This is a genomic window from Bifidobacterium miconisargentati, assembly GCF_019331675.1.
Taxonomy (GTDB): domain Bacteria; phylum Actinomycetota; class Actinomycetes; order Actinomycetales; family Bifidobacteriaceae; genus Bifidobacterium; species Bifidobacterium miconisargentati.
This window is the reverse complement of the sequence record NZ_JAHBBJ010000008.1, coordinates 71,285-91,106: the sequence shown is the minus strand read 5'-3', so window position 1 is coordinate 91,106 and position 19,822 is coordinate 71,285. Positions and strand designations below refer to the sequence as shown.

General features: G+C 64.9%; 15 protein-coding genes and 2 tRNA genes. 9 read left to right on the top strand and 8 right to left on the bottom strand.

Features of this window, described 5'->3' with window-relative positions; genetic code table 11:
• Positions 1-22: 22 nt before the first annotated feature.
• Both lacZ and KIH81_RS06430 read left to right on the top strand, forming a co-directional pair.
• Positions 23-3,340 carry a beta-galactosidase, LacZ type gene (lacZ, locus tag KIH81_RS06435; RefSeq protein ID WP_236029356.1) on the top strand — a complete coding sequence of 1,106 codons (3,318 nt, stop codon included), beginning with the start codon at positions 23-25 and terminating at the stop codon, positions 3,338-3,340.
• Positions 3,341-3,618: 278 nt separating this feature from the next.
• On the top strand, positions 3,619-4,704 hold the full coding sequence (locus KIH81_RS06430; protein ID WP_214304605.1) for a VanZ family protein: 1,086 nt from the start codon (positions 3,619-3,621) through the stop codon (positions 4,702-4,704).
• A 299-nt stretch (positions 4,705-5,003) separates the two neighbouring features.
• On the opposite strand, the gene gdhA is transcribed toward KIH81_RS06430, so the two are convergent.
• Together gdhA and KIH81_RS06420 are read right to left on the bottom strand one after the other, a co-directional pair.
• Positions 5,004-6,350, bottom strand: coding sequence for an NADP-specific glutamate dehydrogenase (gene gdhA, locus KIH81_RS06425; RefSeq protein WP_214304604.1), 1,347 nt, complete (start codon positions 6,348-6,350; stop codon positions 5,004-5,006).
• A gap of 118 nt (positions 6,351-6,468) precedes the next feature.
• Complete coding sequence (locus KIH81_RS06420) at positions 6,469-6,903, bottom strand: Lrp/AsnC family transcriptional regulator (RefSeq protein WP_214304603.1); 435 nt, start codon at positions 6,901-6,903, stop codon at positions 6,469-6,471.
• A gap of 376 nt (positions 6,904-7,279) precedes the next feature.
• Between KIH81_RS06420 and KIH81_RS06415 the strand changes: the two genes are divergently transcribed.
• Entirely contained in the window at positions 7,280-8,548 is a 1,269-nt protein-coding gene (locus KIH81_RS06415) for a pyridoxal phosphate-dependent aminotransferase (protein WP_420829134.1), read from the top strand.
• A gap of 329 nt (positions 8,549-8,877) precedes the next feature.
• Here KIH81_RS06415 and KIH81_RS06410 read toward each other — a convergent pair whose 3' ends face one another.
• From KIH81_RS06410 to KIH81_RS06400, 3 genes are all read right to left on the bottom strand, one after another.
• The gene (locus KIH81_RS06410; RefSeq protein ID WP_214304602.1) at positions 8,878-9,852 is read right to left on the bottom strand and encodes a DUF5692 family protein; all 975 of its coding nucleotides are present in this window, start codon (positions 9,850-9,852) and stop codon (positions 8,878-8,880) included.
• A gap of 252 nt (positions 9,853-10,104) precedes the next feature.
• A tRNA-Ala gene (locus KIH81_RS06405) sits at positions 10,105-10,180 on the bottom strand.
• A 41-nt stretch (positions 10,181-10,221) separates the two neighbouring features.
• Positions 10,222-10,295 (bottom strand) — tRNA-Ile (locus KIH81_RS06400).
• Positions 10,296-10,510: 215 nt separating this feature from the next.
• On the opposite strand from KIH81_RS06400, the gene KIH81_RS06395 reads away from it, so the two are divergent.
• Together KIH81_RS06395 and KIH81_RS06390 are read left to right on the top strand one after the other, a co-directional pair.
• Complete coding sequence (locus KIH81_RS06395) at positions 10,511-11,389, top strand: acyltransferase domain-containing protein (protein ID WP_214304601.1); 879 nt, start codon at positions 10,511-10,513, stop codon at positions 11,387-11,389.
• Positions 11,390-11,581: 192 nt separating this feature from the next.
• Positions 11,582-12,292, top strand: coding sequence for a YgjP family zinc-dependent metalloprotease (locus tag KIH81_RS06390; RefSeq protein ID WP_214304600.1), 711 nt, complete (start codon positions 11,582-11,584; stop codon positions 12,290-12,292).
• 17 nt (positions 12,293-12,309) lie between these two features.
• Here KIH81_RS06390 and KIH81_RS06385 read toward each other — a convergent pair whose 3' ends face one another.
• Positions 12,310-13,173, bottom strand: coding sequence for a FadR/GntR family transcriptional regulator (locus tag KIH81_RS06385; protein WP_214304599.1), 864 nt, complete (start codon positions 13,171-13,173; stop codon positions 12,310-12,312).
• A 170-nt stretch (positions 13,174-13,343) separates the two neighbouring features.
• On the opposite strand from KIH81_RS06385, the gene KIH81_RS06380 reads away from it, so the two are divergent.
• The 3 genes from KIH81_RS06380 to gnd all read left to right on the top strand — a co-directional run bounded on the left by KIH81_RS06380 (position 13,344) and on the right by gnd (position 16,444).
• The gene (locus tag KIH81_RS06380; protein WP_214304598.1) at positions 13,344-14,768 is read left to right on the top strand and encodes a GntP family permease; all 1,425 of its coding nucleotides are present in this window, start codon (positions 13,344-13,346) and stop codon (positions 14,766-14,768) included.
• Positions 14,769-14,911: 143 nt separating this feature from the next.
• The gene (locus KIH81_RS06375) at positions 14,912-15,481 is read left to right on the top strand and encodes a gluconokinase (protein WP_236029355.1); all 570 of its coding nucleotides are present in this window, start codon (positions 14,912-14,914) and stop codon (positions 15,479-15,481) included.
• A 69-nt stretch (positions 15,482-15,550) separates the two neighbouring features.
• The gene (gene gnd, locus KIH81_RS06370; protein ID WP_214304597.1) at positions 15,551-16,444 is read left to right on the top strand and encodes a phosphogluconate dehydrogenase (NAD(+)-dependent, decarboxylating); all 894 of its coding nucleotides are present in this window, start codon (positions 15,551-15,553) and stop codon (positions 16,442-16,444) included.
• A gap of 482 nt (positions 16,445-16,926) precedes the next feature.
• Here gnd and KIH81_RS06365 read toward each other — a convergent pair whose 3' ends face one another.
• Both KIH81_RS06365 and KIH81_RS06360 read right to left on the bottom strand, forming a co-directional pair.
• Positions 16,927-17,982: a LacI family DNA-binding transcriptional regulator gene (locus KIH81_RS06365; protein ID WP_214304596.1), complete on the bottom strand. Its 1,056-nt coding sequence runs from the start codon at positions 17,980-17,982 to the stop codon at positions 16,927-16,929.
• A gap of 21 nt (positions 17,983-18,003) precedes the next feature.
• Positions 18,004-18,243: a hypothetical protein gene (locus KIH81_RS06360; protein WP_214304595.1), complete on the bottom strand. Its 240-nt coding sequence runs from the start codon at positions 18,241-18,243 to the stop codon at positions 18,004-18,006.
• 248 nt (positions 18,244-18,491) lie between these two features.
• On the opposite strand from KIH81_RS06360, the gene KIH81_RS06355 reads away from it, so the two are divergent.
• Complete coding sequence (locus KIH81_RS06355) at positions 18,492-19,799, top strand: MFS transporter (protein ID WP_214304594.1); 1,308 nt, start codon at positions 18,492-18,494, stop codon at positions 19,797-19,799.
• Positions 19,800-19,822 lie beyond the last annotated feature (23 nt).

Sequence of the window (19,822 nt, the reverse complement as noted above, 5' to 3'; positions counted from 1 at the left end):
GACAAGGAAAGGTGAGGTTTTGATGACTGATGTGACTGGCCTGGGCAACGTTCCTGAGATGCCCGATGCCGCCGGTTCGGCCGGCGCGGGCGACGCCGGTGGTGCCGCGGGTGGCGAGACCCGTGCCGCCGCGGCCCCCGCGGTGCCGACCGCCGAACGCTTCGATCCGGCCTGGATCGCCGACCCGCGCGTGTTCGCCGTCAACCGGCTCGCCGCGCACTCCAGCCACCGGTTCTACGACCACGTGCCGGCCGCGGGCGAATCGATGGATCTCAAGCAAAGCCTCGACGGTACCTGGCGTGTGACCGTCACCGATCTGGCCGACTGGGCCGATCTTGCCGATGTGGAGGACGGCGCCGAGGAGGTGGCTGACGCCGATTTCGCGCGCCCCGGCTTCCCTGACGACGACTTCGACCAGATCGACGTGCCCTCCTGTCTGGAGGTCAAGGGCCTGCTCAAGCACCAGTACGTCAACCAGCAGTACCCGTGGTCCGGCCATGAGTCACCGCAGGCCCCGGATATCCCGGAGCACAACCATGTGGCCCTCTACCGCCGCATCTTCACGCCGAGCCCGAAGGTGGCCGAGGCGATCGAGGCCGGGCGCACGGTCACACTCACCTTCCACGGCGCCTCCACGGCCATCGCCGTATGGCTCAACGGCACGTTCGTGGGCTACTCCGAGGATTCCTACACGCCCAGCGAATTCGATGTGACCCCGCTGCTCACCACCGGCGAGAACCTGCTCGCGGTGGCCGTCTTCGAGTTCGCCTCCGCCAGCTGGCTGGAGGACCAGGACTTCTGGCGCATGCACGGTCTGTTCCGCTCCGTGGAGCTCACCGCCCAGCCGGCAGTGCACGTCGAGGACCTGCGCGTCACCGCGGACTACGACCACGTCAGCGGCGAGGGCGAGCTGTCCGTGGACGCCTTCGTGCGCAATGCGGCCGGCGCGGCATCGTTCGAGGCGGTGCTGACGGATGCGGCCGGCGCCGAGGTCTGGCGTGAGTCGCGTGCCGCTGGGTCTACGGTGTCCGGTGACGTTCCGGCGGGCGAGGCCCTGACCTGGCGTGCGAACGTTGGCCATGTCGACCCGTGGAGCGCCGAGGAGCCGACCCTCTACACGCTCACCGTCACCGCGCTGGACGCGGACGGCCGCGTCATCGAAACCGTGCCGCAGCGCGTGGGCTTCCGTCACTTCGCCATCGAGGGCGGGCTCATGAAGCTCAATGGCAAGCGCATCGTATTCAAGGGCGTCAACCGCCACGAATTCGACGCCCGTGTCGGCCGCGCCCTCACTGAGGATGTGATGCTGCAGGACATCCGCGAGTTCAAGCGCCTCAACATCAACGCCGTGCGCACCTGCCACTACCCCAACCAGTCCCGCTGGTACGAGCTGTGCGACGAATACGGCATCTACATGATCGACGAGACCAACCTCGAGACCCACGGCACCTGGACCTACGGCGACGGTTCGTTCCACCCGGAGACCGCCGTGCCCGGCAGCCGCGACGAATGGCGCGCCGCCTGCGTGGACCGTCTCAACAGCATGATGCGCCGCGACTGGAACCATCCGAGCGTGGTCATCTGGTCGCTGGGCAACGAGTCATTCGGTGGCGACGTGTTCCGTACCATGCGCGACTTCGTGCATGCCACGGACCCCGCCCGCCCGGTGCATTATGAGAGCGTATTCAACGACCCCGAGTACAGCGACGTCACGGACATCATGAGCCGTATGTACGCCAAGCCGGACGAGATTAGGGAACTGTACCTGTTCGGCGAGGACCAGAAGCCGTACATCTCCTGCGAATATTCGCACTCGATGGGCAACTCCACCGGCGGCCTGCACCTGTACACCGCGCTGGAGCAGTACCCCAAGTACCAGGGCGGCTTCATCTGGGATTACGTGGACCAGGCCCTCTTCCAGCGGCTCCCGGACGGCACCGAACGGCTCGCATACGGCGGCGACTTCGGGGACCGCCCCACCGACTACGAATTCAGCGGCAACGGCATCGTCTTCGCGGACCGCAGCGTCACACCCAAGGCCCAGGAGGTCAAGCAGCTGTATGCCAACGTTCGCCTCGTGCCGGACGAAAGCGGCGTGACCATCACCAATGACAACCTGTTCATCTCCACCGCTGGCTTCCGCTTCACCGCGCGCGTGCTGGTGAACGGCGTGGAGCGCTGGCATGCCGACTACCGCTTCGACGTGCCCGCCGGCGAGACGCAGCGCCTGCCCATCGCCTTCCCGCGCGTGACCGACCTGGTGCCGCTCGCCGGACGGTTCGAGGTGACCTACGAGGTCGACCAGCGGCTTGACGCGGCCACCGACTGGGCGCCCGCCGGTTACGAGCTGGCGTTCGGTCAGTACGTGGCCACCGTGTCGTTCGACGATGGCGTTGCGGCCGGCGACGGTGATTCCGCCGACGCCGACGGTAGCTTCTGGCCGCTGGCGATCACCGCCGAGGACGGCTTCAACGCCGGCATCCACACCGATTACGGCGAGGTGCTGCTCCCCAAGACCGCCGGCGGCATGGTCTCGTTCGTGCGCGACGGCCGCGAGATGGTCATCCGCCGCCCGAACCTCACGACGTTCCGCGCCCTGGTGGACAACGACCGCGGCTACGGCTCCGGATTCGAGCGCGCCCAGTGGTTCGCCGCCGGCCGCTACGCCCGTGTGACCGGCACGTCCATCGAGCGTAATGACGCCGGACTGCGTGCGGTCTACCGCTACGAGCTGGCGGACGCCGCGCACACGCCCGTCACGGTGACCTACGAGGTCGATACGGCCCTGCGCGTGCACCTGACCGCCGAATACCCCGGCGAGGCGGACGCGGCCACGCTGCCCGCGTTCGGCATCGAATGGATGCTGCCGGCCCAGTACGACCGTCTGCGCTTCTACGGCCTCGGCCCCGAGGAGACGTACGCCGACCGCCTGCACGGCGCCAAGCTGGGCGTCTTCTCGCGCACCGCAAAGCAGGACTTCGCGCCGTACCTGGTGCCGCAGGAGACCGGCAACCACGAGGGCGTGCGCTGGGCGGAGATCACCGATGCGACCGGCCACGGCATGCGCGTGACGGCCGGTGCAGGCGTTGGCTCGGGGACGGATCTGGGGTCGGGCTCCGGCGAGCCGTTCGCGATGAGCCTGCTGCCGTACAGCTCCCTGATGATCGAGGAGGCCACGCACGCCGACGAACTGCCGCCCGTGCGCCACACCTTCCTGCGCCTGCTGGCCGCCCAGATGGGCATCGGCGGCGACGACACCTGGGGCGCGCCCGTGCATCCCGAGTTCCAGCTGCCCTCCGACCGCCCGCTCAAGCTCGACGTGACGTTGGAGCTCATCTGACATCACTGCTTCTTTGAGGGCTCTTGAGAGGGGCTTGAAGCCTTCCGTGCGGGACGATGCGCCGTTTTCTTGGTTTTCGGCGCATCGTCCCGCAGCTGTTAGTGCCGGTGTCGGGGCGGCCGCCATACAAAATGGCGTATTTCCAGGGTTTTGTGCTGCGATGATGCGGGACGATGCGGTTATGAAGTGACGAATGGGCGTATTGTCCCGCACCTTTGCGGGACAATACGGAGTTTTGTCCGATATTCCCGCATCGTCCCGCGCGATAGGGTGGAGTTATGCTGCGGTATCTGAGTTACTTCTCCACGTCGTTCATCATCGCGGGCGTGCTGTGGCCCATCGTCTCGGCGGTGCTGACCCTGCCGATCCTGGCGGTGCATTACCACCGTCACCATCGCCTGCGTCTGCTGTCGGCGGCGGCCGACTACCTGACCGTGCTGTACGTGCTGGGTCTCGTGGCGTTCACGCTCTACCCGATGCCGGACGAGCCGGAGGCCTTCTGCGAGGCCACGTCCGGCCAGTACGCCCCGCAGCTCGATCCGATGCGCTTCATCGAGGACGTGCGGTATTCCGGCATGACCGGCGTGCTGCAACTCGTGATGAACGTGGTGCTGTTCGTGCCGCTCGGCTTCGTCGTCGCCCGATGGCTTCGCTGGCGATGGTGGGCGGTGCTGGCCTCTGGATTCGTGGTCTCCCTACTCATCGAAACCACGCAGCTCACCGGTTTCTGGGGCCTGTACCCGTGCGCCTACCGTCAGTTCGATGTGGACGATCTGATCACGAACGCGATGGGCGCGTTGGTCGGCTGCTGGCTGGCCGTGGCGTTCGGCCGATGGGTGCCGACGGCCTCGACGCCGGGGCGCGGTGACGTGAACCGCAAGCCGGGCGCGCTGCACCGGGCCGTGGCGTTCGCGATCGACATGATCTTCGTGGTGCTGGTGTATTTCCCGATTACGTTCGGCGTGGTGCTGCTGTTCTACAAGGTGGCCGAACCGTTGCAGAACGGTGATTTCACGCTGTTCGGCGGACGGGTGACGGTCGGCGTGGATTGGCTGAACTTCGTGGCGCCTGCGGTGGGGTTGCTGGCGTTCCTGATATTCCAACTGCTGATTCCGGTGTGCCATCGCGGGCAGACGCTCGGCGGCATGTACACGCATATGACCGTGGAAACCAGGGATCGGCGCGGTGGATGGCGCGCGGCGTTCTACGTGCTGCGCACGGCGATGTTGGGCGCGATGACGTTTGCGTTGATCGCGGGCATCGCCTTCGGTGGATTGACTCTTCGGTATGCGCTGTACGCCTTCGCGGCGCTGTTCCTCTTCGAACTGGTGGTCCGCCGCGCCCCATGGGATCTGCTGCCATGATGCTGCCATGACTGCTGGCGGCGGGGCGGCAGGCGTGTCAGAACAAAAAGTCCGACGCATGGAGCAGAGAGGATTCGCCCCACACGCCGGACGTGTAAGCGCCCGCGGCGGGCCTTGTGGGCCCCTCGCGCCAGCGGGCAAGTCTTATGTAGTTGTCAGGGTGTCATAGTTTTTGGCTCCCCTCGCTGAGGGGAGCTGGCGGCGATAGCCGACTGAGGGGAGCTATACCGAGCTGAGATACTCCTCTCAGTCACGCTTCGCGTGTCAGCTCCTTCTTGCCAAAGAAGCCAAAAATCAGATCACAGCACGCCCTGAGCGACCATCGCGTTGGCCACCTTGACGAAGCCGGCGATGTTCGCACCGGCCATCAGGTCGCCCTCCTCGCCGTATTCCTTGGCGGCGGCCAGGGAGGCGGCGACGATGGACTCCATGATGGACTTGAGCTTGGCGTCGGTTTCCTCGAAGGTCCAGGACAGACGGTAGCTATTCTGGCTCATCTCCAGGCCGGAGACGGCCACGCCACCGGCGTTCGCGGCCTTGGCCGGGCCGTACAGCAGGCCGTTGGACTTGTAGACCTCGATGGCCTCCGGGGTGGACGGCATGTTGGCGCCCTCGCAGACCACCTTGCAGCCATTGGCGACCAGGGCCTTGGCGGACTCCTCGTTGATCTCGTTCTGGGTGGCGCACGGCAGGGCGATGTCACACGGCACGGTCCACACGCCGGCGCAGCCCTCGTGGTATTCGGCTCCCGGCACGCGCTCTGCGTACTCCTTGATGCGGCCGCGTTCGACCTCCTTGATCTGCTTGACCACATCCAGCTTGATGCCGTTCGGATCGTAGACGTAGCCGTTGGAATCGGAGGCGGTGACCACCTTGGCGCCCAGCTGCTGGGCCTTCTCGGTGGCGTAGATGGCCACGTTGCCGGAGCCGGAGATGACCACGGTCTTGCCGGCGAAGGAATCGTTCTTCAGGACGCGCAGGGCCTCCTGGGTGTAGTAGCACAGGCCGTAACCGGTGGCCTCGGTGCGGGCGAGGGAACCGCCGAACTCCAGTCCCTTGCCGGTGAGCACGCCGGAGTATTCGTCGCGGATGCGCTTGTACTGGCCGAACAGGTAGCCGATCTCACGGCCGCCCACGTTGATGTCGCCGGCCGGAACGTCGGTGAACTGGCCGATGTGACGGCACAGCTCGGTCATGAAGGCCTGGCAGAAGCGCATGACCTCGGCGTCGGACTTGCCCTTCGGGTTGAAGTCGGAGCCGCCCTTGCCGCCGCCCATCGGCAGCGTGGTCAGGGAGTTCTTGAGAATCTGCTCGAAGCCGAGGAACTTGATGACGCCCTCGTTCACGGTCGGGTGGAAGCGCAGGCCGCCCTTGTACGGGCCGATGGCGGAGTTGAACTGGATGCGGTAGCCGCGGTTGACCTGCACCTTGCCGGCGTCGTCCACCCAGGCCACGCGGAACTTGATCACGCGCTCCGGCTCCACCAGACGTTCGAGCACGCCGTTCGCCTCGTATTCAGGGTGCTTGGCGATGACCGGCTGCAGGGTGTCGAGCACCTCGTACACGGCCTGCAGGAACTCCGGCTGATCGCCATCGCGCTTCTGGACCTGATCGTAGACGCGCTTGACGTACTCATTGGTAAGCATAGTGAAACTCCCCCTTGGGTTGGACTATCAAATAAGGCGCTTTCATTGTAGGTCCCAAGGGGGTGCCTGCCAAGGGTCTCGCTCGGATTACGGGAATTCGCGCGCGTGCCGTCCGCTCTCAGTGCGCGAAGTAGGTTTGCAGAATCACCGTGGTTTCGGTGCTGACCGGCACCGTGCGGTGGATGAGGTTGAGCAGCTCCTCCAGCGCGCCTGGCGAGGCCACGCGCACCACCAGCACGAAGCTGGGCGCGCCGGCTACCGAATAGCAGGAGACGATGCCCTCGATGTCCCTGAGCTTGTCCGGAATCGAGGATTCGGCGGAATAGTCGAGCGGCGTCACGTTGACGAACGCGCTGATCGGCAGGCCACGCTGCTCCTGATCGACGATCGCCTTGTACCCCTTGATGACCCCGCGCTTCTCCAGCTTCTGCACACGCGACTGCGCCGCCGAGACGGACAGTCCGGTTGCCTGCGCCAACTGCGCGAGCGTGGCGCGGCCGTCGGCCTCGAGCATGGTGAGGATGCGCTGGTCAGTGTCGTCGATGCCGGTCATGCTGCCTCCGTTTCCCGTGCGGTTCGTTTCTGGTTCCGTCGCCTCTTCGAGCCACTGTACCCGCTGCCGTCCGCCCGGTGTGACTATTCCGGTGACTTGGCCTGTGAAATGTAATGTTTACATCGATAGTTAGTTAATTATGTAATAATTACATTAAAAGGTTTTGTGGAATGTAATTATTTCCGTATTGGTGGTATCGATTGCCCTGCTTGTGCCGACGGTGCGCCTGGTTGCGCGAGGTGTTCGATGCCGGGCGAATGGAGGATTGGACATGCGGCAGTATTCCGTCGTTGCGCAGGCTGTGAAGTCCGGGACTACGGCACCCTCGTCCGCGTCGTCCGATTCTGCGATGCCGTCGGTCCCGGCGTCGCGGGCCATGATGATTTCACCGGCGATGCCGCTCTCCCCTGCTGCGCTCGATATCCCGCGCTCCGGAATCCGCGACGTGTTCGACCGCGTGGAGCGGGTTCCGGACGCTATTTCCCTGACCGTGGGCGAGCCGAGCGCTACCGCGGCCCCGCATATCGTCGAGGCCGCCTGTGCCGCCGCGCGCGACGGGCGGACGCGCTACACGAACGTGCTCGGCATTCCCGAGTATCGCCGTGCGGTGGCGGACTATTCCGCTCGCGTGGAGGGACTTTCCTATGATCCCGAGTGTGAGATCCAGGCCGTGGATGGTGCCACAGTTGGCCTGTATCTGGCGTTGGCGGCCGTGGTGGGTCCGGGTGATGAGGTGATCATTCCCTCGCCGTTCTTCACCTCGTACGATGCGGAGGTGATGCTGGTGGGCGGTCGGCCGGTCATGGTGGCGTTGCGTCCCGAGAACGGCATGCGGGTCAATGCGGCGGACATCGAGGCGGCGATCACCCCGCGGACCCGTGCGGTGATCATCAACTCCCCCGGCAACCCGACCGGCGCGGTGACGTCGGCGGCCGAGATGGCGCGTATCGCCGACGTGTGCAAACGGCACGGCATCTGGGCGATTGCGGACGAGGTGTACCACCCGTTTGTGTTCGACGGCGATGGCGGTGCTGGCGGCGCTGGCGGCGCTGGCGGTGCGGTGGCGCCGTCGATCGCCGCGGTGCCCGGCATGAAGGAACGCACGATCGTGGTGGAAAGCCTGTCGAAGACGTACGCGATGACCGGCTGGCGCATCGGCTACCTGCTGGCGCCCGCGGCGGTCATCGAACAGACGGGCAAAATCGCCGAGCTCATGCATTCCTCGGTCAATTCGTTGTCTCAATATGCCGGCGTGGCCGCACTGACCGGACCGCAGGACCACGTCGCCGTGATGCGCGAGGACTATCGGACCAAGCGGCAGATCGTGGTCGACGGGCTTGCCGATTGCCCGGTGCTGCGCCTCATCCGTCCGCAAGGCGCGTTCTACGCCTTCGTGGACGTGAGGCTCACGGGGCTTGATTCGGACGGGTTTTCGCGTCGTCTGCTGGATGAGGAGCGGGTGGCCGTGGTGCCGGGCGAGGCGTTCGGCGAGGAGGGGCGTGGTTTCATGCGGCTCTCGTATGCGGGCGACGCCGATGAGCTACGTGAGGGCGTGGCGCGTCTGCGGGCCTTCGCCGAACGGGTTTGGAACCCCGTCACCGGGAGGCACAGCGTGTCGTACCACCCGGTGACGGTCATGGCGTGACGTATGCGCCGGCGCACTCGGCCAATCGGACGGATGCGGATGGGGCGGATGGTGTGCGGCTGGGCGCGGATGAATAACCGGCGTTATGTTTGCGCGTCGACGAAGGGCGCGCAAACATAACGCCGGTTTGGGGATGTAAAAAGGCGCTATGTTTGCGGGGCCTTGGTCGGGCCGCAAACATAGCGCCGGTTTTGTCGGCTCCGCTGTCGAACGACGGTGACTGTGGGCCGGTCACGCCGCGTGGGCGACGATTTGCTCACGGAGCCGTGAAGCGGGAAGCCCGGTGGGGTTCCCGTAGGCGACGCCGAACGACGACAGTCGTGAGGGCATCACGCTGCGCGGGCGATAGCCTGCTCGTAGTCGCGGGTGCCCTTGAAGATCTCCTGCAGCCACGGGTTGACGCCCTGCTTCTTGGCGCGGACGAGGATGTAGCCGAGCGCCAGCACGTTGGCCACGAGGGCGATCAGCGAGACCACGAGGTTCACGTTCGGGTTGTTCACGGACTGGGTGGAGAACACGGAGTAGTCCTGGAACATCGGGAAGACCTGCGCGAACATGCACCAGATGGCCAGCGTGAAGGCGCGGTTCTGGATCCAGCCGCCCTTGTTCCAGAAGAAGTTGGCCACGGTCGGGGCCAGCAGCAGCGCCAGGCCGCAGTACCAGGAGTGCGTGGGCAGGCAGTTGTAGGTGTAGCAGAAGTTCCACAGATCGTAAGCCACGATGAACACCCAGGTCATGTCCGGCCAGAGCATGTCGTCCTTCTTCTTGGAGGCGTAGATGCCGAACCAGCCGGTCATGCAGAAGATGTTGAGGATGCCGGCCACGCCGTTGAACACGTTGTGCCAGCCGCCGTACAGGGTCACGCCTTCGGTGGAGATCCAGGTGGTGCCCCAGCCGCGGATGGCGGATTCGAAGTCGGAGACCACGGCGATGAGGATGTTGATGGCCACGATCACGAACGGGAAGCACTTGAACCATTGCGATTTGCCGATGGAGCCCCACTTGTATTTGAGGGCCATGAAGCCGATGCAGCCGATGGTGGCCGCGTACAGCTTGGCGTAGTGGAACCACGAGGTCATGTGCACGTAGGTGGGGTTGTTCAGGGCCCAATCGGCACCCATGGCGGCGGCCGTGTAGATGGTGATGAAGTAGACGGTCAGGATGGCCGGCACAACGAGGAAGGCGATGACGCCGCCCGTCTTGGTGCGGCGGGCCAGCTCGTTGGCGCCGATGAGGCAGCAGAAGACGAGAATCCATCCGATCCATTGATACACGGCATTGTCGCCGTAGACCTGAAACAGCATTGCTGTCCTTTCCTTTGTGGCTGTACGCCCGTCATCCTCGCTGGTGCCGGGCCGTTCGTGGGCCATTGGCGCTGGGCCGAGGCGTCATGCGCTGCCATGCGCACGGTGTTGACGGAGCGTCAATTTCTCTCGCGGCTTATTGTAGCGCGCATTTTGACGCAGTGTCAACGTGGTGTGTTCCGCGGGATACGTTCGTCGGTGATCGGGAAAACGAAAAAACCCTTGGAATTGGCTTGATTCCAAGGGTTTTGGTGGTGGAGCATACCGGATTCGAACCGGTGACCCTCTGCTTGCAAAGCAGATGCGCTACCAGCTGCGCTAATGCCCCGTGGGAAAAAAATAGCGGCATGAAGCCGCTGTTATTTTCTGTGGGCCCAGGAGGACTTGAACCTCCGACCTCATCCTTATCAGGGATGCGCTCTAACCAGCTGAGCTATGGGCCCGATCCATGCACTTCAAAAGCGCACAAGTGATTACAATACCACCGAACGTGCAGGTGTCAACGAGGTTGGTGCTTCGGCGTGTCGCGTTGAATGACAGTGCTTCGTCTGTTTCGGGGCGCTGAGCGCGTCGCGCGCAATCGTTGCGTACGGGCGATGATAGAACCAAGATGATTGGTGATTGGTCCTGAACGGCGAAGGCGGGCGAAGGGGCGAAGATGGGCGGATTGGATAATCGCGATAGTTCCTCGGCGGTTCTGACGGTACTGGAGGTGGCCGGGCGCATCGGCATGGCCGAACCGGTCGTCGCCGAACTTCGGTGCATCGACGAATCCGGCGAAACGCTATCGGAAAGCGGTATGGAAGCCGTGCGTGGCCTTGCCGACCCGCGCGAACGAGTCGAATCATGGGAAACGCTCAAAGCCGAGCTCGCCGGCGGCGACCCAAACGGCCTGCGCATGCTCTACTGGATGCTGCACGCGGCCGGCCGGTACACGTTCCCCACATACCGCCGCATGGGCATTCCCGACGACATATTCGATGCCACCATGGGCTGCTTCACGCGGTTCGTCGGCGAACATCGGACCAGCTATGGGCGGTACGGGTTCGACCGTGACTTCTGGACATACCGCGAGCTGAGCGCACGACTGTTCCGGCTTGGGTCGCTGGAATTCGAATTGGCCTACGATGCAGCCGACGTGCCGACAATCGCGGGCTTGCCGCGCGTCATCAACGTGCATATTCCGTCCGATGCGTCGCTCGACCCCGCCCAATGCGACCGGTCCGTCGACGAATCACGTGAGTTCCTCGCCGAGTTCTTCCCCGACTGGACGGGCCTGCCGTACTGGTGCGAATCGTGGCTGCTCTCCCCCGCACTCGAACGACTGCTGCCCGAAAGCTCGCGTATCCTCGCCTTCCAGCGTCGATTCGACATCCGCGAGACCCATCCGGACGCGCCGGACTGGCGCGAGTGGGTGTTCCAGCGGTGCGATGCGCCGATTGCCGAGCTGCCCGAGCACACGTCGCTGCAGCGCAATATGAAGCGGTTCCTGCTGGACGGCGGCAAGGTCGGCGTCGGCATCGGGTGCCTGCGGTGAGGTGCGCAGATGGCCGTTTGCGGGCTGTCGGTGGTTGATTCGTGTGATGCGTGGATTGTCGGTTGTGCGACTTCACGCAACTGGTTTTACCGGCAATCTCCCTGAGAATCGGACCGCGCAGAAAGGGTGCGAATGGTTGCATCATTGGTCCGATGGCATTGCGGTGTCGCGCGACGATTGCACAATGACCGCATGAATATCGACGGGCTTGAAGTGCAGGTGGTACGCAAACCCATCAAGAACATGTATCTGCGCATTAAGCCGCCGAACGGTGAGATTGTGATCTCCGCACCCCGGCGCATGTCCGATCGCACCATCGTCGACTTCGTGCGGGGCCGCCGTTCGTGGATCGACATGCACGTGCGGAAGATGGCCGAGGCGCGCAGACGGTCGCTGGATATGGGCGGACTGGCCGGCGGCGTCCTTCCGCGTGACGGGCGTGACGGGCATGGCAGCCGTCCCGGCGTTGGCGGGAATCGCGAATCAAACAACGGCAGGCCTGGCGGTGATGGTCGTGCGAACGACGCCGGAGCGACCCCGCCCACCTTCGACCGCACCGCAATCTGGACCGACGAGCGCAAGGCGCGGGCCGCGGCCGGCATCAACGCGCAACTGCCGGGATTGCTGGCCAAGTGGGGTCCGGTGATCGGCCGGACGCCCACGCATATCACGTTGCGCGTCATGACCTCGCGCTGGGGCTCGTGCACGCCGGCCACCGGCCGCATCAGGCTGAACCTGCAATTGGGGCTGATGGAACCGCGATTCCTGGAGTACGTGCTGGTGCATGAGCTGACGCACCTGTGGGAGCGCGGCCACGGCGCCGGATTCCAGCGGCGCATGACCGCCTATCTGCCGAATTGGCGGCAGTTGCGCCGCGAACTCAATCGCCGCGTGGTGCTGTAGCCCGGCTGCCCGCCCTGTTACCGCCGGTCGCCGGCGATGTGGCTGATGGCCTGGTCGGATTCGTCCACGATGCGCCGCATGGTGGCTTCGGCCGCCGCGCCGTCGCCCTTGCGGATCAGGGCCGCGACCTCGGTATGCCAGTTCAATGCGGTCTGGTCGGCCGTCTTGGGCATGAGCTCGTGCTGCGTGCGGCCGGTCAGCGTGGAGGCGATCACCTCCCCCAGGGCCGCGAACATCAGATTGCCGGACGCCTCCAACAGCGTGCGGTGGAAGAGGATATCCGCCTCCAGATACTCGGATTCGTCGGCGTGGTCGGAATGCGCCACCATGCCGATGGCCGCCTCGGTCAGCGTGGCCCAATGTTCCGGAGTGGCCGCTGTGGCCGCCAATCGGGCCGCCGCGGGCTCCACGGCCGCGCGCAGCTGAGACAGCTCGTGCAGTGCCGCGATACGATGCGGGCCGCGCAACCGCCAACGGATCACCTGCGGATCCAGAATGTTCCAAGCCTCGATTGGATTGGCGGTGGCGCCTGCCTTGCGTTTGACGCTGACCAGTCCCATCGATTCCAGCACGCGCGTCACCTCGCGCGTCACCGTGCGCGACGGCGTCGCGTCGCCTCCCATGTCCGGCTCGGGCAGCCGCTCCCCCGCCGCGACGGCGCCGCCGACCACGGCCATACCCCACTCGTCCAGCAGTCGGTCGTGCAGCGACATTTCCGAGGTGACGATGGTCTGGGCGGCGCCGGCGGCCGTGCTGCCCGCATCGCCAGAGCCGGCCTTGATGCCGGTCGCGGCAACGGTGCCATTACCGGCGTCACCGGTGGCAAAACTCACGTCGGCGGCACCCGTCGTATCGGAATCAATGGAGCGTTCGGAAGTCATAACGCAAGTATCCCACGTGCCGACGAATATGGCATACATATTCAACACGCCGAACGTAACACGTATTGCGTAATCCATAAAACAGCTTTATATTGGATGTCAACATACAAAATGTATGAGATGACAATGAAACGTCATCCAAATACAACGACTCAAAGAAGAGATGGATTATGAATACACTCGTTCTGGCCGAAACCGCGCAGGCCGTCCAGCTCAATAGCACCCAGCTCGGCATCAGTGTGGTGGCCAGCATCGTGGTGCTGATCCTGCTGGTCACCGTGGCCAAGTTGCACCCGTTCGTCTCGCTGCTGCTCTCCTCGCTGGTGGTCGGCATCGGCTCCGGCTACGGTCCGGTGGCCACCGTCGAGAGCTTCTCCACCACCTTCGGCTCCACGATGGCCTCCGTGGGCATCCTCGTGGGCCTGGGCGCCATGCTCGGCCGCGTGCTCATGGACACCGGCGCCGCGGACAGCATCGTCGACACACTGCTCGCCAAGACCTCCACCAAGATGATCCCGTGGACCATGGCCCTGATCGGCGCCCTCATCGGCCTGCCGATGTTCTTCGAGGTCGGCCTCGTGGTGCTCGTGCCGGTGATCATCCTCATCACCCGCCGCTCCAAGCTCCCGCTCATGCGCGTGGCCATCCCCACCCTCGCCGGCCTGTCCGTGATGCACGCATGCATGCCGCCGCAGCCCGGCCCGCTCGCCGCCCTGAGCTGCTTCAAGAACGGTTCCGTGGGCATCACCATGATGTTCGGCCTGCCCATCGCCGTGATTACCGCCGCGCTCGTGGGCCCGCTGTTCTCCAAGTTCGCCGCCCAGTGGGTACCGGTCGGCGCCCCCGCCAACTTCGACACCGGCAAGGGCCGCGTCGACGCCGACGGCAACCCCGTGACCAGCAAGCCGCCGTTCGCCCTGTCCGTGCTGTGCATCCTCGTGCCGGCCATCCTCATGCTCGGCAACGCCATCTTCGAGATCGCCGCCCCTGACCAGGCCAACTCCAGCGTCCTGTACGCCCAGGTGTTCGCCTTCTTCGGCAAGCCCGCCATCGCCTTGGCGACCGCCGTGATCTTCGCGATGATCGTGCTCGGCCGCACCACCCATATGACCTGGAAGGCCGTCAACGACTCCCTCAAGGCCGCCCTGCCCCCGATCGCCGGCATCCTGCTCATCGTCGGCGCCGGCGGCGGCTACAAGGGCGTGCTCGTGGACACCGGCATCGGCGAGATCATCGGCAAGTTCGTGGAAAGCTCCTCCATCTCCATCTTCCTGCTCGCCTGGATCATCGCCGCGTTCGTCCGCGTGGCCACCGGCTCCGCCACCGTGGCCATCATCACCACCGCCGGCATCCTCGGCCCGGTCGTGGATCAGATGGGCGTCACCGCACCGGCCATCGCCCTGCTGGTGATCGCCATCGGCGCGGGCTCCGTGTTCCTCTCCCACGTCAACGACGCCGGTTTCTGGCTCATCAAGGAGTACTTCGGCCTGGAGGTCGGCGAGACCTTCAAGACCTGGACCGTGCTCGAATGCCTGCTGTCCGTGGTGGTGCTCGCCCTCGTCATGATCTGCAGCATCTTCGTGCCGCTGGTCTAGCCGAGTCCCGCAAGCCCCACGATTCCGCAAACCCGACCGGTGCCGCCTGGTCTCCTTCCTTCCTTTCCGCCGACGGCACCGGCCCCACTCCCCCACCAATCGTTCGTAATCCACTTCCCCATCACCGCTGAAAAGAGACTTCCATGACCATCGCGACCGCCGAACACACCGACATCATCACCGCCAACACCATCCCCGCGGACTACTTCGCCACCACCAAGCCGATCATCGTGCTCATGGGCGTGTGCGGCTGCGGCAAGAGCACCGTCGCCACCCACCTGACCGAGCGCTACGGCCTGAAGTACGCCGAGGCCGACGACTTCCACCCGCAGGCCAACATCGACAAGATGGCCGCCGGCATCCCGCTGACCGACGAGGACCGCTGGCCGTGGCTCGACACCCTCGCCTCCTGGATCGACGAGCGCGTGGTCGCCGGGGAAGCCGCCGTGGTGACCTGCTCCGCCCTGAAGAAGGTCTACCGCGACAAGCTGCGCCGCCCGGGCGTGGTGTTCGTCTACATGCAGGGCACCTTCGACGAGGTGATGGACCGCCTCTCCCACCGCGAGGGCCACTTCATGAAGCCGAGCATGCTCAAGAGCCAGTTCGACATCCTCGAGGAGCCGGGCGACGACGAGGTGCATGTCAACGTGCATATCGGACTGGCCGATCCGGACCAGGAGGCCATGGCCGTGGCCGGCGCGCTGAACCTGTGATTTTCGAAGACCTGTAGACCTGACGACATAGACCCAACGAACTTGCGAAATTTGAAAGAAGGCAACGAAATGCAGATGGGAATGATCGGCCTCGGCCGAATGGGCGGCAACATGGTCAAGCGCCTGCGCGAGGACGGACATACGATCGTGGGCTTCGACATGAACCCCGACTCCGGCCGCGACGTGGACTCGCTGGAGGCCCTGGTGGCGGCGCTCGACGCCCCGCGCGTGGTGTGGGTCATGGTGCCGGCCGGCGCCCCCACCGACTCCACCGTGGAGCGACTCGGCGAGCTGCTGGAGCCGGGCGACATCGTGGTCGACGGCGGCAACTCTAAGTACACCGAGGACCGCGAGCACGCGGCCGCCTTGGCCGAAAAGGGCATCGGCTTCCTGGACTGCGGCGTCTCCGGCGGCGTGTGGGGCGCCGAGCGCGGCTACGCGCTGATGATCGGCGGCTCGGACAAGGATTACGAGACCGTCCTGCCGATCTTCCAAAGCCTCAAGCCGGAAGGCGAGTACGGCCTGGTGCACGCCGGCCCGGTGGGCGGCGGCCACTTCGCCAAGATGGTGCACAACGGCATCGAATACGGCATGATGCAGGCGTTCGGCGAAGGCTTCGCCACCATGCTGCGCAGCGAATACGTCACCAACCCGGCCGAGACCATGACCTCCTGGCGCACCGGTTCCGTGGTGGCCAGCTGGCTGCTCGACCTGCTCGACAACGCCACCAAGGACGATCCGGAGCTCAAGAGCGTGCCGGCCGTGGCCAACGAGTCCGGCGAGGCCAAGTGGATGGTCGAGGCGGCCCTGGAGCTCGGCGTGCCGGTGCCCACCACCGCGGCCGCCCTGTGGCAGCGCCAGACCTCCCGCGGCGGCGCCGACGACATCCTGCGCGTGGTGACCGCCCTGCGCGCCCAGTTCGGCGGCCACGTGACCAAGGTGGACGAGATTGCCACGCACTGAGCGGCCAAAGGCACCCTCGCCGTCGAGGAATGACATAATCCTGGCTCCCCTCTCCGAGGGGAGCCCAAAGCTGTTTGTGCCCCGGTAATTTCATCAATCGGTTGACATGCACGCCGGGGCAATTTTTCGTGCCCCGATAAGCGATTTTGCGTGTTTTTTTGATTGCCGGGGCAAGAGTGGCTGGATCGACAACGAAGTCGCGGATTGAAGATTGGCGGAATTCCGCGGTTTTGGGCAAATGCGGTCTGTGGCGAATCCGTATTGCACGAGAGCATTTTGCCCCGGTATGCGAAAATCGGCCGAAATGGGCTGTCGGGGCAAGCGAATTTGTCCCCGGTACGCCTGTCTGTCGATTGACAGTTATTTGGGGGCATCGCGGGAGCCTATTCCCCACAATCACGGCCTCACCGACTGCGGATTGGTCCAAGAATGACCCACGTTGCGCGGCCGCGCAACGGCTCTCGTACGGCTACGGACGCCCGTTACCGCGTGGTCTCGCGCTGCACGAGGTCGAACGTGGTGGTGTAGGTGCCCGGCGCCGCATCGGAACCCTCGATGCGGGCGATGAGCAGGTCGATGGAGAGCTGCGCGTACTGCTCGATATGCGGGTTGATGGTGGTGAGCTTCGGGCTGGCGAACCGCGCGTCCGGGGTGTTGTCGAAGCCGATGACCTGCACGTCTTCAGGGATGGAGATGTGGTGGTTGGCCAGCGCCGACATGGCGCCTAGGGCCACGGCGTCGTTCGCGCAGCACAGCGCGTCGAGCGGTGCGCCGGAACGGATGATGGCCTCGGCGGCGGCCTCGCCGTCCTCGCGGTCGAGTCGCCGGCAAATGCCTACCAGAGCCGGGTCGATGGGCATGCCGGACTCCTGCATGGCCGTGACATAGCCCTTGAAACGCAATGGCGCGTTGCCTTCGCTGGCCGCGGCGATGTCGGCGCACGCCGTGGGGTCCCCTCCCCGGCCCGTCAGCTGTTCGGGAGCTCCTATGAATCCGACATGTCGGGCGCCGTGATTCAGCAGCCATGCGGTGGCGTGCCGCGCGCCCTCCAGATTGGGGAACATGACCGTGTCCACCGCGTCGTGCGCCAGGTAGTCGCCGGTGAGCACCACCGGGTACGACTGCTTCAGATAGTTATGCTGCTCGGGAATCGGCGAATCGGACAGGAACACCCAGCCGTCCGCGCCGATGCTGTAGGTCTCCTCGATCAGCGCGGGCAGTCCGCCGTCCAGCCCGTAGTAAGTGGCGATGATGACGCGATAACCCTTGGTCTTGGCGTATTGGGTGAGCGTGTCCGCGAAATTGCCGTTGAATGGCTGCGCGAAATTCGGCAGTGCCAGGCCGATGGTGTGGCTCATGCCGGTACGCAGGGTGCGGGCCGCGGCGTTGGCATGGTAGCCGAGTTCGCGCATGCTGGCGATGATGCGCTCGCGGGTTTCCGGGCGCATGCGTCCGCGGTCGTGGATCACGTCCGAGACTGTTTTCGGCGAGACCTGCGCGTGGGCCGCGACTTCGGCGAGCGTGACACGTTTGGCCATGATCCTCCAGCACTACTTCCTCTACTGCAACGCTATGGTTCCGCCCATTCCGGGCGTGGGGTCCGGTTTGGGCTCGTCGGCGGCGCGGGTCCGGGACGGGCCTGCGATTGCTCCGAACGGGTCCGCCGGGCCGTCGGCCGACGTGTCGCCCGTGTTGCCGGCGCGGGCCGGACGGGTGGCCGTCCTGTCCGCGCTGATGGCCGTCCATCCTGAATCGGATGAGCCTCGGCTGTCAGCGGTCGAACCAAGGAACCAAGCCATGCGAACCCTGCCATTGTAGGCATCCGTGCCGCCGGAAGCTGGGTTTTTCGGGGATTCGGGCACGATTCCGCAACGAAACAACAGCGCGCGACACGCCGAAGCACATTTTGACTCAACGATTACGCAAAGAGGTGTATCGTAGGTGGCACAACGTTGAGGCAAGCAGGGACGCCATATTGACTCAACGCTGAGTCAATATCGACATCGCAGTGGTATAACGCAACAAAAGACAATCGAAAGGACGCAGGATGTCCACTAACGAACAGACCGCAGCAGTGTGGAGCGGCCACGTCACCGACGAGGAGCAGCCCAAGGCCCCCATCATCATCGGCATCGCCACCGGAGTCGGCGCTCTGCTGTGGCTGGCCCCGTTCATGGGCCTCAACTCCGTGCTCAACCCGGCCAAGCTGGCCGCCATCATGGGCGGCGCCGGCGCCGAGGTCAACAACTACCTCGCCATGCTGGGCACGCTGGGCGCCATCGTCTCCACCATCACCACGATCATCATCGGCGCCCTGACCGACATCACCCGTTCCCGCCTCGGCCGCCGCACCCCGTGGATCCTCGCCGGCTCCCTGCTCACCGCGGCCGTCATGGTGGGCCTCGGCCTGGTCCAGGACCGCGCGCACCTGTGGATCTTCACCGTGCTGTGGTGCCTCATCCAGACCTTCATCAACATGATCGTGGCCCCGCTCATCGCCGTGATCGCCGACCGCACCGCCCCCAAGCACCGCGGCCTGATCTCCTCCGTGTACGCCATCGGCTACATCATCGGCCAGTACGGCGGCCCGGTCATCGGCGGCTTCTTCATGTCCGACGCCAACCCCGGCCTCGTGAACACCGGCTACTACGCGCTCGCCGTCATGATGCTGCTCTCCGGCCCGGTGGCCGCGGTCCTCATGCGTGAGAAGTCCAGCCTCGGCATGCCCAAGAAGAGCTTCGACGCCAAGGTCTTCGCCGACACCTTCAAGTTCCCGACCAAGGGCGCCTCCGATCTGTACAAGGCCCTGTTTGGCAAGATGATGATCAACATCGCCGTCACCGGCTTCTCCGTGTACCAGGTCTTCTACCTGACCTCCGGCATGGGCGCCGACCAGTCCACCGCCGGCAAGTACATCTCCGCCATGGGCGTGGCCACCATGATCACCGCCATCATCTTCGCCCCGCTGTCCGGCCCGGTCTCCGACTTCCTCAAGACCCGCAAGAAGCTCGTGGCCTTCTCCGCCGTGCTCACCGCCATCGGCACCATCATCCCGTTCATCTACCGCGAGCCGGTTTCCATGGTCTGGTACGGCGTGGTCGCCGGCATCGGCGCGGGCATCTTCTTCTCCGTGGACCAGGCCCTCAACATCGAGGTGCTGCCCAACCCGGAGAACGCCGCCAAGGACCTCGGCATCCTCAACTTCGCCAACACGGGCGCCCAGATCCTCGCCCCGGTAGTCGGCGCCGTCCTGTTCAACATCCTCGGCGGCCAGTACATGCCGATCCTGCCGTGCCTGTCCGTCATCGCCCTGGTCGGCGCCGTGCTGGTCATGACGATCAAGAAGGTCCGCTAAGGGCCCGGACGCAAAGGAAAACG